The sequence below is a fragment of the Arthrobacter sp. AG1021 genome (assembly GCF_003633665.1).
In the GTDB taxonomy this organism is placed as follows: domain Bacteria; phylum Actinomycetota; class Actinomycetes; order Actinomycetales; family Micrococcaceae; genus Glutamicibacter; species Glutamicibacter soli.
This window is the reverse complement of record NZ_RBLB01000009.1, coordinates 240,540-255,488: the sequence shown is the minus strand read 5'-3', so window position 1 is coordinate 255,488 and position 14,949 is coordinate 240,540. Positions and strand designations below refer to the sequence as shown.

Here is a 14,949-nt window from a genome sequence, read left to right as displayed (position 1 = left end):
GCGATGAAAGACAAGACGAAACCCAGCCGGCTGAGCACCAGCCCGGTCACCGAAACAGGCAAGGGCCTGACTGCAGGCCAGATCGGCCTGTTCACGGCCATCGTGATCGGCGTATCCACCATTGCGCCCAGCTACGTGGTGGCCAGCACGCTCGGCCCCACCGCCGAAGCGGTGGGCACGCACCTGCCGGCCATCTTCATCGTCGGGTTCATCCCGATGTTCCTGGTGGCCCTGGGCTACCGCGAGCTGAACCGGGCCATGCCGGACAACGGCACCACCTTCACCTGGGTGTGGAAGGCCTTCGGGCCGCGTGCCGGGTGGATGGGCGGCTGGGGCATGCTCGCGGCGAACATCATCGTGCTCTCCAACCTGGCCGGGGTGGCGGTGGACTTCTTCTACCTCTTCCTCGCCCAGGCCACCGGGCAGGAACAGCTGGCCGAGCTGGCGTCCAACCCGTGGATCAACGTGGCCACCTGCTTGGTGTTCATGCTGGGCGCCACCTGGATCTCGGTGCGCGGGCTGCACGCCGCCTCGCTGGTGCAGTACCTGCTGGTCGGCTTCCAGGTGGTGGTGCTGCTTTGGTTCACCATCGCGGCCCTAGACAAGGCGGCCCCGGCGGTGCAGTTCTCCGCCGAGTGGTTCAACCCGCTGGGCATCGATTCCTTCTCCGCCATGGCGGTGGGACTGAGCCTGTCCATTTTCGCCTTCTGGGGCTGGGACGTCTGCCTGTCCATGAACGAGGAAACCAAGAACGGCGAGCGCACCTCCGGTCTGGCCGCCGGGTTCACCGCGGTGATCGTGCTGGCCGTGTACCTGCTGACCTCCGTGGCGGCCACGGTGTTCGCCGGGGTGGGGGATTCAGGTCTGGGCCTGGCGAATCCGGAGAACATCGGCAACGTGTTCGCGGCCCTGGCCGGCCCGGTCATGGGGCCGGCAGCCATCCTGCTGTCGCTGGCGACCCTGGCGTCCTGCGCGGCTTCGCTGCAGTCCACCATGATTTCCCCGGCCCGCTCGATGCTGGCCATGGGGCACCACGGGGCGCTGCCGCAGGCGTTCACCCGGATCCACCCGAAGTTCGGCACTCCTGCCTTCTCCACCATCGTGGCGGCGGTGGTCTCCACCGGCTTCTACGCGATGATGCGTTTTGTCTCCACCAACGTCTTGAACGACACCATCCTGGCGCTGGGCATGATGATCTGCTTCTACTACGGGGTCACTGCATTCGCCTGCGTCTGGTTCTTCCGCCACACGCTTCTCGCCTCGGCGCGCAACTTCCTCATCCGCGGGCTGGCTCCGCTGCTGGGCGGGCTGGCGCTGGTGGCGGTGTTCCTGCAGACCACCGTGGACTCGCTGGACCCGGAGTACGGTTCCGGGACGCACGTGGCGGGCATGGGCCTGGTGTTCGTGGTCGGGGTGGGAATCCTGGTGCTCGGCGCGGTGTTCCTGATCGGGGCCCGCAAGCGCCGTGCGGCGTTCTACGAATCCCGTCCGGAAACCAGGTACGTGAAGCAGGAAACTTCCTAGCTCCCGCAGCGCGCAGCCCGGCCCTTCCGCAGGGCCGGGCTGCGCGTGCGCTGGGGCTAGGACACTCCGGCCCGGCTCCGGCGTTCGAGGAACACCGGGGTGTCGATTAGACGGCTGGCCGCGAACCGCGGGATCGTTCCGGCCGCCCCGGTGGCCAGCTGGGCCAGGTGCTCGCCGATGGCGGGCACGAACTTGAAGCCGTGGCCGCTGAACCCTGCGCCCACGGTGACCGGCCCCAGCCGGTCGAGGATGAAATGCTCGTCCTCCGTGTTGGCGTAGGTGCAGGACACCGGCTCGAAGCTGTCAGGATCGGTGCCCGGAAGCCAGCGGCGGGCATAGGCCTGCAGGGCGTCGAGCTGCTCGGCGACCGGCCGGTGCGGGCGGCGGTCCGGATCGATGACTTCGCCCGATCCGTGCCAGCCGACCTTGATGCCCTCGCCCGGGGTGTGCATGCCGTACACCGGAGCGAAAATCCTCAGGCCGTCGTGGTCTCCCGGGGCGAGGGTGTGGTTGAAGCCGGGCCAGTGGGCGGATTCCCCGCGCCGGGCGAAGTGCACCGGGTGCTCCTCGGTGACGTGCAGGCGCGGCAGCTCGAAGCCCGGTCCCAGCAGCGTGCGGGTCCACGCACCAGCGGTGAGGATGACATGGCGTGCGGACAGCGTGCCGGTGCGCAGGCCGTCATCCACGTGGATCTTGACCAGCTCATCCGAGACGACCTCCAGCTGGAGCACCCGGTGCCGGTGGCGGATCTCGGCTCCGGCGGCGGCTGCCAGCCGCTGCAGGGTGGCCACGGCCAGGTCGGCATTCAGCTGCCCGCCGCTGGGAATATGCAAAGCCTGCGTCTGGAACCTCATGCCGGCAAAGCGCTCGCCGGCCTCGGCTGCGTCCAGCAGTTCGCTTTGGATGCCGGTGGCCGTAAGCGTCCTGTGGATCGCCTGCTGGCCGGGTTCGTCGCCGTGATTGACCAGCCCGGTCCGGTTCAGCAGCTTGACCTTGCCGGCCTGCGAAAGGTCTTCCCACAGTTGGTTCGCGCGGCGCAGGAGCCCGACATAGGCAGGATCCGCGTAGGCGGGGTTGAAGTTGCGTGTGCTGCCGTGGGACGCGCCCTCATGGTGTCCGGGGGCGAAACGCTCCAGCAACAGGACCTGGTGTCCCTGGCCGGCAAGGGAGAAAGCGGCGGCCGAGCCCATGGCTCCGCCCCCGATGACCAGGAAATCGACGTCGGTGCTCATCTCTTCAGCCTAGGCCCGGTGACTCGCCGGGCCGACGCCGGGGTCGTAATATTGCGGGTCGGACGGCGCCGTTACCGGATTGGTGCGGAGGCCGGGAATGGTTCAAGTCAGGCCTTGTTGACGTGTATCGTCGAATACAGAGGTCGAGTGTGCATTTTCGGGGACTGGTCTTCCCGCACCTTCCCCAGAACGCCGCGCCTCGGCAAACCATGACAAGCAACCAGGAGCGGAGTCCGCGTGGAGCAAACAGTGCAACTCGGTGCGTTGATCGGCTTGGCGGCAGCGGTGTTCGCCGGGGCATCCACGCAACGCATCTCCGGTATGGGTTTTGCGCTGGTAGCCTCTCCATTCCTGGTCTTGGTGCTCGGGCCGTTCGAAGGCATCATGCTGGTGAACTTCCTTGGAGCGTGCAGCAGCTTGCTGATCTTCGCCCAGGTCTTCCGGCAGGTCGAATACAAGAAGATCGCGCTGCTGCTGGTGCCCGCGGTGATCATGACCTTCCCCGGTGCGTGGGTGGCCACGCTGCTCGGCGGTCCTTGGCTGACCATCGGCATCTCGATCATGGTGATCCTCGCGCTGGGCGCCAGCTTCCTGGTCCGCAATCTGCCGGCCGCGCAAAGCAAGGGGCTGGCCATCGGCGCCGGCGCCATCTCCGGATTCATGTCGGTCACCGCCGGCGTCTCCGGCCCGGCCATCGCCGGCTACGCGGTGGCCAGCCGCTGGCCGCAGGCGAAATTCGCGATTTCCGTGCAGCTCTACTTCCTGGTCCTTGCGGTGTCCTCGCTGGTCGCCAAGGGCGGCATGCCGCAGCTTGACTGGATCCAGTGGACCGCCTGCCTGGTGGCCATGGTGCTGGGTATCGTGCTGGGCAATTTCCTGGCACCGAAGATCCCGGCGAAAGTCAGCCGTGCCTTCGTGGTGCTAGTCGCGCTTGCCGGAGCGGTCGGCCTGCTGGTCAACGGCATCACGGAACTGGTCTAACGGCCCGCCCGGCACTGCCTGAATTGTCCATGGAACAATGGATGTCGTGCCTCTCCACTTCCCCGAACCGACGAATCCCAAGCGCGTGACCGAACTCGAAATCGAGCGGAACGCGCTGTGGTCGGGACTGTTCTGCGCGCTGTTCGGGATGGCCACGGCCTTGATCATCTTCGCCGGCGAGCGCCCCGCGCTGTTCGGCGGACTGTCGGTGGGTTCCGTGGCTTCGGTGACCGGCGGCGTCTCGGCGGGGCTGTCCAGCGCCTATGCGTTCCGGAGCCTGCTGCGCCAGCGTGAACCGTGGCTGCGCCGCATCCCGGCCTGGCGCCAGTATGTTGCCGCCCTCGGCCTGGTACTGGTCCACGTGGCCAGCACCGTGATGATGATCCTGGTGGCCACGCACCTGTTCCAGCAAGCGTTCATCGGCCTGCGCCTCGATGTGCTGGCCGGGTCGCTGGCCGTCAGCGGCATCACCGGGCTGAGCGCCTATTTGGCGCTGGTGGCTACGGCGCGCACCAGCGCCGAGAACCTGTCGGTGGTCCTGGGCATCTACATGGCCGCCGGCGTGCTGATCAGCATGCTGCTGGCCGAGGACCAAGGCTGGTGGCAGGGGATGTTCTCCCGGCTGGGGACCTCGCAATCCGGCATGGGCTCCTTCTGGACGTTCAACACGACCATGATCATCTCCGGACTGGTGCTGATCTCGTTCACCGAGTTCCTGACCAGGGACCTGGACGTGCTGTCGCGGACCTACCGCTGCCGTCCGAACCTCGAACGCTACCCGCTGATTCGCAAGCTGCGCCCGCGCCCCCGGGTGGTGGGCTGGTGCCTGGTCGCGGTGTCCGTGGGAATCATCGGCGTGGGCAGCGTCCCGATGAACCTGTCCCTCGGGGTGCATTCGGCGTTCGTCCAGCTGGCCTCCGCCGCCATGATCATCCTGCTGCTGGGAACGATGGTCCTGCTGCCGGGGTATCCGGCGGTCTTCCACATGATGTCCCTCTCTGCCGTGGGTGCGCTGTGGGTGGCGTTCCTGCTCTGGGATTCATGGTCCTACTACAACCTGACCGGTTTCGAGCTGTCGGCCGTGGCGATCCTTTTCACGTGGATCTCCGTGTTCATCCGCACCACCGCGGCGATGATCCGCGATCGGCAGCAGCCGCGCGGCACGCATGGCCCGGGCACACGCAGCGTCCACCGCGATCCGGCGCCAAGGACTGAAAAGCCTGCCGTCTGAAATGTGCCGCGCTGCTCGGCCGGTAGCCGCGCATGGGCCCGGTTCGTAGTGCCCCGTTCCGGGCAGTGTTCCTGCACTTGCCTGACATGCATCCTTGACGTTTCCTTGGAATTATCCAGCGGCGAGACCAGCGGACAACATTTTCTGTAGCGTAATGGGTGTCGTTTCAACCGAATAACTGAGGAGGGCAAGATGGGTCTCGGAGACAAGATTCAGAACAAGTCAGAAGAAGTTGTTGGCAAGGCCAAGGAAGCCACGGGCAAGGCGACGAACGACAGGTCGTTGCAGGCCGAAGGCGTCAAGGATCAGGCTGCCGCGAATGCCAAGCAGGCTGGCGAAAAGGCCAAGGACGCGTTCAAGGACGCAACCGACAACAAGTAGAAGTCGATCACGCCAGTGGCCCCGTCGTTGCGACGGGGCCACTGGCCTGTCCAAGGGCCGCTCCTCCAGTTTCGTGCAAGCCATTGTCCGTTCGGCCTAATCTTGCTCCCGCGGGTCCATTCGGGCCAGTTGCAGTCGCACGGGACCACGGACATTGTGCGCATCGACGTCATGCCCTTTCTGGGTCACCCTAATCGCGCCGTCTGCGGCCAGGGAAGCGGCCACCTGCCGGACGCGTTCCATCCGGGACCGCCAGCGTTCGCCACCGCCGTCGACGATGCGTGCGACATCGCTGGGACAGATCGAGGACCCCTGCCTCTTGCGCAGCAGGGTGAAGATCGCCGCCCGGATGCGTTCATCCAGCTTGTCCTCGCGGGCTTCTTCCCACCACGGCTGTCCGCGCTCGCCCAGAGCCAGCTTCGCCTCGTGGACCCTGGCGCGGGCTTCTTCGTCCCCGCGTCCTATCTCACGGCGGGCGTTCATCAGTTCGTCGACGAGCTCCTGTCGGAGCTTCGGCGGGATCCCGGGATCGCTCGCACGCCACTTCCGGCCGGAAATGACCAGATATCTGCCGTCTTCCGTTCGCTCCACTGCGTCTTCATTGCTCATGGTTGCCTTTATTCCGCCTCACCCATAACTTGTTCCCATGCCGCCTGCGGTGCATGCTTGACGGGGTTTCAGGGTAGGACATTTCACGCTGCCGTTGCGAGGGGTTCCAGACGGCTACCAGCCGTCGTGGCACGCGACGACGAGTGGAGAGCTGGCACGTGCACCCGCGGCGCTGGCGGCCGATCCTGGTTTCCTGGCAGTTGCGTGCGATGGTTTACACCGGTCGCGCGCAGGTCCTAGGCTCGGGTCATGCCAGTGATCATCAGAACGATCCAGACCGCCGTACCTTCGACAGTCTTGAAGCAGGACGACGTCAGGGACGTCTTCGCCGCACAGCCCGACCTCAGCCGATTGGGACAGCGGCTGGTGGCGACCTCCTTCAACTCCGCGGACATCGACACCCGCTACAGCTGCGTTTCGGAATTCAACACCGAGCTGCCCGAACCGGCTGAACCGATGTTCTATGACCGTTCTTCCGGCCTGCTCAAGTCGCCGAGCACCGCCGAGCGGAACCGGGTCTACGTGGAGCACGCAGGCGAACTGTTCATCGAGGCCGCGCGGAAGGCGCTGGATGCCTGCCCGGGGCTCGAACCTGCGGATGTCACCCACGTGATCACGGTGTCCTGCACCGGCTTCTACAACCCCGGCCCGGACTACCAGATCGTGCGCAGTCTCGGGCTGAATCCCTCGACCGTCCGCCACCATCTGGGATTCATGGGCTGCTATGCAGCATTCCCGGCGCTGCGCGCGGCCCGGGATTTCTGCCTGGCCGACGAGAACGCCACCGTGCTGGTGGTCTGCGTGGAGCTGTGCACGTTGCACGTGCACAGCTCCAACGACCCGGACACCATCATGGGCTCGGCCATCTTTGCCGATGGTGCAGCCGCCGCGGTGGTGGCCCGGGGCGGCGAGGGGCTGCAGATCGACGACCTGAAGACCACGCTGACCCCGGTGGGCGAGGAATCGATGGCTTGGAACATTGGGGACCACGGGTTCGAAATGGTGCTGGGAACCTACGTCCCGCACATCATCGACGACCACATCACCGACGCGCTCACGCCGCTGCTGGACGCCGACGCGGAGGAACCGCTGGAGATCGGGCAGATCACCCACTGGGGCATCCACCCGGGAGGCCGCGCCATCCTGGACCGGATCCAGAACCGGCTGCAGCTCTCCGAAACGCAGCTGTACCCGGCCCGCCGGATCCTCAAGGACTACGGCAACATGTCCAGCTCCACCGTGCTGTTCGTGCTCAAGGAAATCCTCGAAGCCGGCAGCACCGGCGCCGGAGAACGCGTCTGCGCCATGGCCTTCGGCCCCGGGCTCACGGTGGAAACCGGCCTGTTCACGGTGGCGACGGTTTCCGGAACCAGCTGATGCGGCGGCGTCCCGACGAGCTGGAGGCCATGGACCATCCGGACTGCGACCCCGTGCTGCTGAACCGGACCTACGCCCAGTTCCCGCTGGTAAACAGGGCGGTCGGCGGATGGAAGGGGATCTACGCGCAGCAGATCGCCCCGCTGCTGGCCTCCGGCGAACCGGCCCGCCTGCTGGACATCGGCTGCGGCGGGGGAGACATCGCCCTGCAGCTGGCCCGCTGGGCACTGCGCGACGGCTACGAGCTGGGCGTGCTGGGCATCGACCCGGATGAGCGGGCCATCGCCTTCGCCCGGCAGGCCGCGGCGAAAAGCGTCCTGCCGGCCGGGAAGATCGAATTCTTGCGCTGCACCAGCGCGGACCTGGTGCGCGGCGGAGAGGTCTTCGACGTGGTCATCTCCAATCATCTGTTGCACCACCTGGACGATGCCCAGCTGCGCGGGATCCTGGCCGACACCGAAGCCCTGGCCACCGGGCTGGGGCTGCACGCGGACATCCGGCGCTCCCGAATCGCTTCGCTGCTGTTCGGCGCGGCGACGCTGCCACTGGCAAGGACCTCGCTGATCCGCCGCGACGGGCTGGCCTCCATCCGCCGCAGCTACACCCCGGTGGAACTTGTCCGCCGCGTGCCTGCCGGATGGCAGGTGCATACCGCCAAGCCGTTCAGGAACCTGCTGGCCTACCGGCCGGCCTGGGCATGACCGCAAAGGCAAAGGGGGCGAAAATCATGGATGGCGCGGCGATCATCGGCGGCGGGCCGGTGGGGCTGGGTCTGGCGGTGCTCCTGGCCCAGCAGGGGTGGACCGTGCGGGTCTTCGAGCGCCGCCGCGGAATCTCCGCGCACTCCCGGGCCATCGGCCTGCACCCTCCGGCCCAGCAGGTGCTGGCCCGCGCCGGGCTGGCGGCGCAGCTCGCAGAGCAGGGCACCGCAATCCGCCGGGGAGTGGGAATTAGCAACGGCCGGCAGATCGCCGAGCTGGACTTCTCCTCGCTGCCCGGCCCCTACCCGTACGTGCTGGCGCTGCCGGAACACCAGACCATGACGCTGCTGCGGGACCGGCTGCGCGAACTGGACCCGCAGGCCCTGGCCGAAGGCCATGAATTCCATGGCATCGAGGGACAGTCGCGCGAATCCATCCGCTTCACCGTGGCCGGGCCCGGGGGAGTGCAGACCCGGGAAGCCTCCTGGCTGATCGGCGCCGACGGGGTGCAGTCGGCGGTGCGCGCCGAGCTCGGAGCGGGGTTTCGCGGCAGGCAGCTGCCGGACCGCTACCTCATGGGCGACTTCCCCGAATCCACCGGCTGGTCGCAGACCGCCGCGCTGTTCATCGAGTCGCAGGGCATCGTCGAGTCCTTCCCGCTGCCGCAAGGCCTGCGCCGCTGGGTGGCCAGACTCGGACGCCGGCAGTCGGTGGACACGGACCTGCCGACGCTGATCCGCGCACGCACCGGCCACTGGCTGGACGCCCAAGCCTGCACCATGCGCAGCAGCTTCGCCACCGCCAACCGCAGGGCAACCAGCATGGTGCAAGGCCGGGCGGTGCTGCTGGGCGATGCCGCGCACCAGATCAGCCCCATCGGCGGGCAGGGCATGTGCCTGGGCCTGATCGGTGCGGCGCAGCTCGCGGAGCTGTTGGCCTCCGGCGCCGGCCCGGAGGACGGGCAGCTGCAGCAGTTCCAGGCGCGGCAGCTGAAAGCCGCCCGGCAGGCTGGCCTGAAAGCGCACCTGAACATGGCGCTGGGCCGGCCGGTGGCGCCGTGGCTGCTGCCGGCGCGCAACCTGCTGTTCAGCGCCGCGGCGGGGAACCGCACGGTGCGCGATACGGTGGCCCGCAGCTTCACCATGACCTGAATGCCGCGCGTGCCCAAACTCACCGCCTGTACCCAGCTGATACGTGAAACAATGGATGGTGATGACTTCGAGCAACCCCACCACACTTTCCGCTGACGAGCGCAAGGCCCTGCGCCAGGAGCAGGCCGCCGCCCAGCGTGCCCAGCAGCTGCGTATCTCCACCTCCCGCGCCCAGGCCGAAGGCCGCGCGCAGGTCATTCCGACCGCCGAGGGATGGAAGCAGGAGATGGGCGCCGACGGCCGCCCCGAACTGCAGTTCGCCACCAAGCGCCGCGTCTCCCAGCCGCCGACCCACCTGGCTGACCTCACCCTGGCCGAGCGCCAGGAGAAGCTGAAGGAACTGGGGCTGCCGGCATTCCGCGCCAAGCAGCTCTCGGTGCACTACTTCCAGCACTACACCACCGACCCTGCCAAGATGAGCGACCTGCCCAAGGACCGCCGCGAGGAACTGGTCGACGCGATGTTCCCGAAGCTGCTGACCGAGGTCAAGCGGCTGACCACCGACGACGGCAAGACCATCAAGTTCCTGTGGCGCCTGTTCGACGGCTCGCTGGTCGAGTCCGTGCTGATGCGCTACCCGAACCGCATCACCCTGTGCATCTCCTCGCAGTGCGGCTGCGGCATGAACTGCCCGTTCTGCGCCACCGGCCAGGCAGGCCTGACCCGCAACATGTCCACCGCAGAGATCCTGGACCAGATCGTCCAGGCCAACCGCGTCATCGCCGAAGGCGGACTGGGCGGCCAGAAGCACCCCGACGAGCGCGTGGGCAACATCGTGTTCATGGGCATGGGCGAACCGCTGGCCAACTACAAGCGCGTCATGAACGCCGTGCACCGGATGGTCGCCGAAGCCCCGGAGGGCCTGGGCATGAGCGCTCGCGGCATCACCGTCTCCACCGTCGGCCTGGTTCCTGCCATCCGCAAGCTGGCCAACGAGGACGTGCCGGTCACCTTCGCGCTATCGCTGCACGCACCGGATGACGAGCTGCGCGACGAGCTGATCCCGGTGAACTCGCGCTGGAAGGTCGACGAGGCGCTGGATGCCGCCTACGACTACTACGTGAAGACCGGACGCCGCGTCTCCATCGAGTACGCGCTGATCAAGGACATGAACGACCACGAGTGGCGCGCCGAAATGCTGGCGAAGAAGCTCAACGCCCGCGGCCGCGGCTGGGTGCACGTGAACCCGATCCCGCTGAACCCGGTGCCGGGCTCCATCTGGACCCGCAGCGAGCCGGACATCACCTCGAAGTTCGTGCGCCGCCTGGACGAGCTGGGTGTGCCGACCACCCTGCGCGATACCCGCGGCAAGGAAATCGACGGCGCCTGCGGCCAGCTGGCCGCCGACGGCGACAAGTAGCCACCGCTACGCCGGGCAGAGAAGCCTATACTTTGGCTAAGACCTAAGTAGAGGGAGGACTGCTCATGAGCACGATTCGGCTTCCGAGGATTGCCGTCTCCCGGGACCTGGCCAAGGACCTGGTCTGGGCCGACGAGGTGAAAGCCGACGAGCCGGTGGTGCTCGACGGGCGCTGGATGGTCGTGAACAACGAGGACTTCGCCAGCCAGCTCGCCACCGAGCTGCGCAACCGGAACATCGTGCACTTCGAGGTGCTCGGCGGCAGCCCCGAATGGCAGGACGCCATTCGGGCCGCCGGGGCCACCCATGACGTGCAGATCAACGTGCAGTCGCTGGACTAGGCGTCGATCCAGCGGATGTTCTTCCCCGAGCGCTCCAGCACGGTGTCCCAGAGCTTCTGCTCCTCATAACCCTGCTGCCTGCCCGAGTTGTTGAAGAACAACTCCGCGTACGTCTCCCAGCGGGCGTACTCTTCCCGCAGTTCGTTGTTGTCGATGCGGCTGGCCGCGGTGCGGAATTCTCCCTGCAACGCGGCCTGGGCCAGCGCCGGAAAGGGATCGGGACCTCCGGAGCCCGACTGCAGGTGGTCCAGATGCGCCGTCCATTTGCTGCGAAGCTCCAAGGCCACATCCTGGACCGCGATCAGCGCGGCCAGCTGCGCGGTGTTGCGGCGTTCGGCGCGCTGCGCCCTGCGGTTTCCCAGCACCGTCACCCCGGTGATGGCCAGGCCCGTGAGCAGGCCGAGGAGCGCGGTGGTCCACGGGGTCAGGCTCAGCGATGAAATGTCCTCCCGCATGAAATCGCATAGCTGGACCAGGTCCTTGGAATCCAGTTGCCCGCACGTTTGAATCTGCATCACGCCACCTCGCCGCCGCCTATCCAGATCATGCCGGTATTCTATGCGCGAATCCAGCAGGCCAGTAGGGCAACGGGCAAGCATCCTGATGGGTTGCTATCGAATGCGGCAGTCTCGCCGCCGCCGTCACGTAACCTGCAGCTTTTGTTGCTACATCGCAATATATTGTCCTGAAGGGCACGAACAGGGACTTGAGGGTCTTGTCCCATAGTCGGTGGCTGAGCGCCCGAAGCGAACTAGGAGGTTGCAAGCGCCGGGCGGTATGGTTCAGATATGGCTGTCTCAGATCCTCTTTTCCTTGATAAATCCAATCCGGAGTTGTGGAACTCTATTGGGAAGTTCGCCAATCAGCTGACCAAGTCCTACCAGGACGCAGGCATCAGCGACCGGCTGGCCGAACTGGTGAACCTGCGGGTCTCGCAGATCAACGGCTGCGCCTACTGCCTTGACCTCCATGCCCGCAAGGCCATCGACGCAGGGGAGACGATGCAGCGTATCAACTTGCTGTCCACGTGGAACGAATGCGGCGGACTGTTCGACGAGGAAGAGTGCGCGGCGCTGGCCATCGCCGAAGCAACAACCAACCTGCCCACCCCCGAGGAACGCATTGCAGCTGTGGCCTCGGCCCGTCTGGTGTTCTCCGATGAGCAGGTGGCGGCCATCCAGTGGATCGCCGTGGCGATGAACGCGTTCAATCGCATCTCGGTGCTCTCCCGGCATCCGGTCAAGGAACGCAGCCTGGCTGAAGGCGCAAAGTAGTGAAGGTGTCGAAGCGCGGAGAAGTCCCGCCGTTCGAAGTCATGCAGATCGTCGAGGAAGTCGCGCACCTGCGTGCCGCCGGCCGCGACGTGATCTCATTGTGCGTCGGGGAACCCGGTGGGGGAGCGCCCGCCGCGGTCAATGAGCTCGCCGCGCAGCTGCATGCGCAGAACGCGGATTTCGGCTACACCCCGACCGCCGGCCTGGCCGAGACCCGCGAGGCCTTGGCCGCGCACTACCTGGCCCGCTACGGCGTCCAGATCCCGGCGCGGAACTTCGTCATGACCACCGGATCCTCCGGGGCGTTCCAGCTGGCCTTCCTCGCGGCCTTCGACGCCGGGGACGTGGTGGCTCTGGCCCGTCCAGGCTATCCTGCCTACGCCAACATCCTCGGAGCCTTGGGCCTGCAGGTGGTGGACCTCCCCACCGGGGAAGCCGAACGTTTCCAGCCGACCGTGCAGCTGCTGGAGCAGGCCCTGGCCGAGCACGGAAGGCTCGACGGCCTGGTCATCGCCTCGCCGAACAACCCGACCGGCACCATGTTCAGCGCCGAGGAACTCGAAGAGCTGTGCAGCTGGTGCGACGCCCATGGCGTGCGGCTGGTCAGCGACGAGATCTACCATGGCATCGAATTCGTCCCGGAGCGCAAGGGGCGCACCTCCTGGGAGTTCTCCCGCTCCTCGATCGTGGTTTCATCCTTCTCCAAGTACTGGGGCATGACAGGGTGGCGCCTGGGCTGGATGATCGTCCCCGACGACATGTTGGCCGCGGTGGACGCCCTGGCCTCGAACCTCGCCTTGTGCGCGCCGGCTCCGGCCCAGCGTGCGGTCATCGCCGCCTTCGAGCCGTCGAGCCTTGCCGAGGCGGAGCAGCGGGTCGCCGAGTTCGCGAAGACCCGCGACCTGGTGCTGGCCAACTACAGAAAGCTGGGCATCGAGCAGGCAGCGCCGGCCGACGGCGCGTTCTATCTCTACGGGCGGCTCAGCGAGCGTGTGCTCGACCGCTTCGGCACCGCCGGAGAGTACTGCCGGCAGGTGCTGGAACATGCACAGGTGGCGCTGACCCCGGGCGGCGACTTCGACCCGTTCGAGGGGCACCTGTTCATCAGGCTGTCGTTCGCCGCCGGTTACGAACGGGTGGCCGAGGCGCTGGAGCGGGTGGAAGCGTTTTTGCGCCAGACGCTGTCCGGGGTATAGGACTCGTGGATCGGTGGTGAGAAACTTGGGTGATCTGCACCGCCGGTTCCGCACGAACCTTGTGGTCAATTTCGATGTTGAGCTTCTTGAAACCAACCATCCTACGACAGTCGTGACGCCAAGCGGCCGATGACATATTAGGCGCTTTCAGGACCGCCGCGTCCTGATCCGCCTGCCTTTGGGCATCCACTATGGCGATGCGTGTGCACGACGTCGGAGTTCGGGCCGGGGAACGCCTGCTGTTCCACATAATGCGGGCCGTATTCTCCCTTATCAGGATGGGTAGATCTTGTTGTGTCCGGTGTGGCAAAACCCCGGAAACGTGCACACTCCGATAGCTGAAATCTGCGCCTTTCGAGCTGCTTGATGAGGCTTGGTGGTGCGTTTTTGGGTGCATTTTTACTATGGGTTGAGCATGCATTCCAGAGTACAATCGAATCATGAAAGCAGCAGTGTCACCTGATCAGCGTCCGGGACTTCGCGCGTACGAGGATTCCGTCGGTCTTCCGTTTCATGAGCTCATTTCGCAGTTGCGGGAGATATTGGGTGTGCGCCTGGTTGCCTATATCGGTGGGGTGAAGTCCTCCAGATCGGTATCGACTTGGGCAGATGGCTCATCCGTTCCCGGCGAAGTCGACCAAGAACGACTTCGTCATGCTTTTCATGCCGCGGCACTTCTGCGGGATCGCTACGACGCTATAACTGTGCAGTCCTGGTTCAAGGGGATGAATCCCGGCTTGAATGATGACGCACCCGCCCAGGTCCTGCGCGAGTCTGACCCGATAGTTGGTTCTCGGGACGTGATCGTCGCCGCTAAATCATTCGCTTACGGCCGATGATGAATCCCGAACATGGAAACAGCGTGGACCTTGAAATAGAGTGCCCAGATGAACCCCTCCATGTTTGGCGCGTCGGATTCTCACCGGAACTTTGGGCTTGGACGCCTTGGACGTTCGCCGGTGACGACGGACTTTTCAGTGGACGTTGGGATGACCAGCTTGGCGAGTTTCGTACCATCTACACTGCCGAAAGCCTTCTTGGATGCTTCCTCGAGCTGCTTGCCCACTTCCGTCCCAGTCCCGAGCTGGTCGCCGGGCTTGACCAGATTATCGACGACGACGGCAGCATTGGCAGCTACCCCGAAGCTCCCCAATGCGCCATTGGCTACTCATGGTTGGAAGACCGGCGGTACGGTTCTGCACGCCAAAGCGGCAAATACTGCTACGTCACCCACTCACGCAGTATTGCCGCGTTGAGCATCCACTACCCCTTCGACCGACATGATATTTCCCTCGCCGACGTCGATACTGCCCTGTTGAAGGACGCCCGAGACCGCGTGCTCACTAGATCCATCGCCAGATGGCTTTACGACCTGCACGAAGAGACAGCGGGCGAGCCTGTCGTCGATGGTGTGAGGTTTAATTCCCGCCACGGTGATGAGATCCGTGTCTGGGCAGTGTTCCAACGTGCCGATGACTTGGCTGTCAGTCCTCGGATCCAACCTGTGATGGAGCCTCTCCCGGTGCCGCCCGACCTTCCCGAGCTGCAAGAGGCATTTGCCCGCTTTGGTCTGCAATGGCATGAAGGCTGA

The 14,949-nt window shown here is 65.7% G+C and carries 16 protein-coding genes; 13 read left to right on the top strand and 3 right to left on the bottom strand.

Annotated elements, in window-relative coordinates; translation table 11 throughout:
• The first annotated feature begins 3 nt into the window (after nt 1-3).
• Nucleotides 4-1,524: an APC family permease gene (locus DFO58_RS12345; RefSeq protein ID WP_113607064.1), complete on the top strand. Its 1,521-nt coding sequence runs from the start codon at nt 4-6 to the stop codon at nt 1,522-1,524.
• 56 nt (nt 1,525-1,580) lie between these two features.
• On the opposite strand, the gene DFO58_RS12340 is transcribed toward DFO58_RS12345, so the two are convergent.
• Nucleotides 1,581-2,756 (bottom strand): FAD-dependent oxidoreductase, encoded by a 1,176-nt coding sequence (locus DFO58_RS12340; RefSeq protein ID WP_120991138.1) that lies wholly within the window; start codon nt 2,754-2,756, stop codon nt 1,581-1,583.
• Between the two features lie 237 nt (nt 2,757-2,993).
• Between DFO58_RS12340 and DFO58_RS12335 the strand changes: the two genes are divergently transcribed.
• The 3 genes from DFO58_RS12335 to DFO58_RS12325 all read left to right on the top strand — a co-directional run bounded on the left by DFO58_RS12335 (nt 2,994) and on the right by DFO58_RS12325 (nt 5,349).
• Entirely contained in the window at nt 2,994-3,737 is a 744-nt protein-coding gene (locus tag DFO58_RS12335; protein ID WP_082123997.1) for a sulfite exporter TauE/SafE family protein, read from the top strand.
• A gap of 46 nt (nt 3,738-3,783) precedes the next feature.
• Nucleotides 3,784-4,968 carry a hypothetical protein gene (locus DFO58_RS12330; RefSeq protein ID WP_147407278.1) on the top strand — a complete coding sequence of 395 codons (1,185 nt, stop codon included), beginning with the start codon at nt 3,784-3,786 and terminating at the stop codon, nt 4,966-4,968.
• A 192-nt stretch (nt 4,969-5,160) separates the two neighbouring features.
• Nucleotides 5,161-5,349 carry a CsbD family protein gene (locus DFO58_RS12325; RefSeq protein ID WP_047120197.1) on the top strand — a complete coding sequence of 63 codons (189 nt, stop codon included), beginning with the start codon at nt 5,161-5,163 and terminating at the stop codon, nt 5,347-5,349.
• Between the two features lie 96 nt (nt 5,350-5,445).
• Here DFO58_RS12325 and DFO58_RS12320 read toward each other — a convergent pair whose 3' ends face one another.
• Entirely contained in the window at nt 5,446-5,958 is a 513-nt protein-coding gene (locus tag DFO58_RS12320; RefSeq protein ID WP_120991134.1) for a DUF3253 domain-containing protein, read from the bottom strand.
• Between the two features lie 249 nt (nt 5,959-6,207).
• Here DFO58_RS12320 and DFO58_RS12315 point away from each other — a divergent pair, with 249 nt between their 5' ends.
• The 5 genes from DFO58_RS12315 to DFO58_RS12295 all read left to right on the top strand — a co-directional run bounded on the left by DFO58_RS12315 (nt 6,208) and on the right by DFO58_RS12295 (nt 10,888).
• A complete protein-coding gene (locus DFO58_RS12315) occupies nt 6,208-7,335 on the top strand; it encodes a type III polyketide synthase (protein ID WP_120991133.1) in 1,128 nt (375 codons plus the stop codon).
• Complete coding sequence (locus DFO58_RS12310; protein ID WP_120991131.1) at nt 7,335-8,036, top strand: methyltransferase domain-containing protein; 702 nt, start codon at nt 7,335-7,337, stop codon at nt 8,034-8,036. The genes DFO58_RS12315 and DFO58_RS12310 overlap by 1 nt, the downstream gene beginning before the upstream one ends.
• Nucleotides 8,033-9,187, top strand: a complete 1,155-nt coding sequence (locus tag DFO58_RS12305) for an NAD(P)/FAD-dependent oxidoreductase (RefSeq protein WP_183043189.1) — start codon at nt 8,033-8,035, stop codon at nt 9,185-9,187. Before DFO58_RS12310 ends, DFO58_RS12305 begins: the two co-directional genes overlap by 4 nt.
• A 61-nt stretch (nt 9,188-9,248) precedes the next feature.
• A complete protein-coding gene (gene rlmN / locus DFO58_RS12300; RefSeq protein WP_231735894.1) occupies nt 9,249-10,547 on the top strand; it encodes a 23S rRNA (adenine(2503)-C(2))-methyltransferase RlmN in 1,299 nt (432 codons plus the stop codon).
• A gap of 65 nt (nt 10,548-10,612) precedes the next feature.
• Entirely contained in the window at nt 10,613-10,888 is a 276-nt protein-coding gene (locus DFO58_RS12295; protein WP_047120192.1) for a hypothetical protein, read from the top strand.
• On the opposite strand, the gene DFO58_RS12290 is transcribed toward DFO58_RS12295, so the two are convergent.
• Complete coding sequence (locus tag DFO58_RS12290) at nt 10,885-11,403, bottom strand: hypothetical protein (RefSeq protein WP_053798869.1); 519 nt, start codon at nt 11,401-11,403, stop codon at nt 10,885-10,887. The genes DFO58_RS12295 and DFO58_RS12290 overlap by 4 nt on opposite strands.
• 318 nt (nt 11,404-11,721) lie before the next feature.
• Between DFO58_RS12290 and DFO58_RS12285 the strand changes: the two genes are divergently transcribed.
• The 4 genes from DFO58_RS12285 (at nt 11,722) to DFO58_RS12270 (ending at nt 14,949) form a co-directional block, all read left to right on the top strand.
• Nucleotides 11,722-12,162: a carboxymuconolactone decarboxylase family protein gene (locus tag DFO58_RS12285; protein WP_286163579.1), complete on the top strand. Its 441-nt coding sequence runs from the start codon at nt 11,722-11,724 to the stop codon at nt 12,160-12,162.
• A complete protein-coding gene (locus DFO58_RS12280) occupies nt 12,162-13,358 on the top strand; it encodes an aminotransferase class I/II-fold pyridoxal phosphate-dependent enzyme (RefSeq protein ID WP_047120189.1) in 1,197 nt (398 codons plus the stop codon). The genes DFO58_RS12285 and DFO58_RS12280 overlap by 1 nt, the downstream gene beginning before the upstream one ends.
• A gap of 440 nt (nt 13,359-13,798) precedes the next feature.
• The gene (locus tag DFO58_RS12275) at nt 13,799-14,197 is read left to right on the top strand and encodes a hypothetical protein (RefSeq protein WP_082344847.1); all 399 of its coding nucleotides are present in this window, start codon (nt 13,799-13,801) and stop codon (nt 14,195-14,197) included.
• A gap of 23 nt (nt 14,198-14,220) precedes the next feature.
• Nucleotides 14,221-14,949, top strand: a complete 729-nt coding sequence (locus DFO58_RS12270) for an RES family NAD+ phosphorylase (protein WP_183043188.1) — start codon at nt 14,221-14,223, stop codon at nt 14,947-14,949.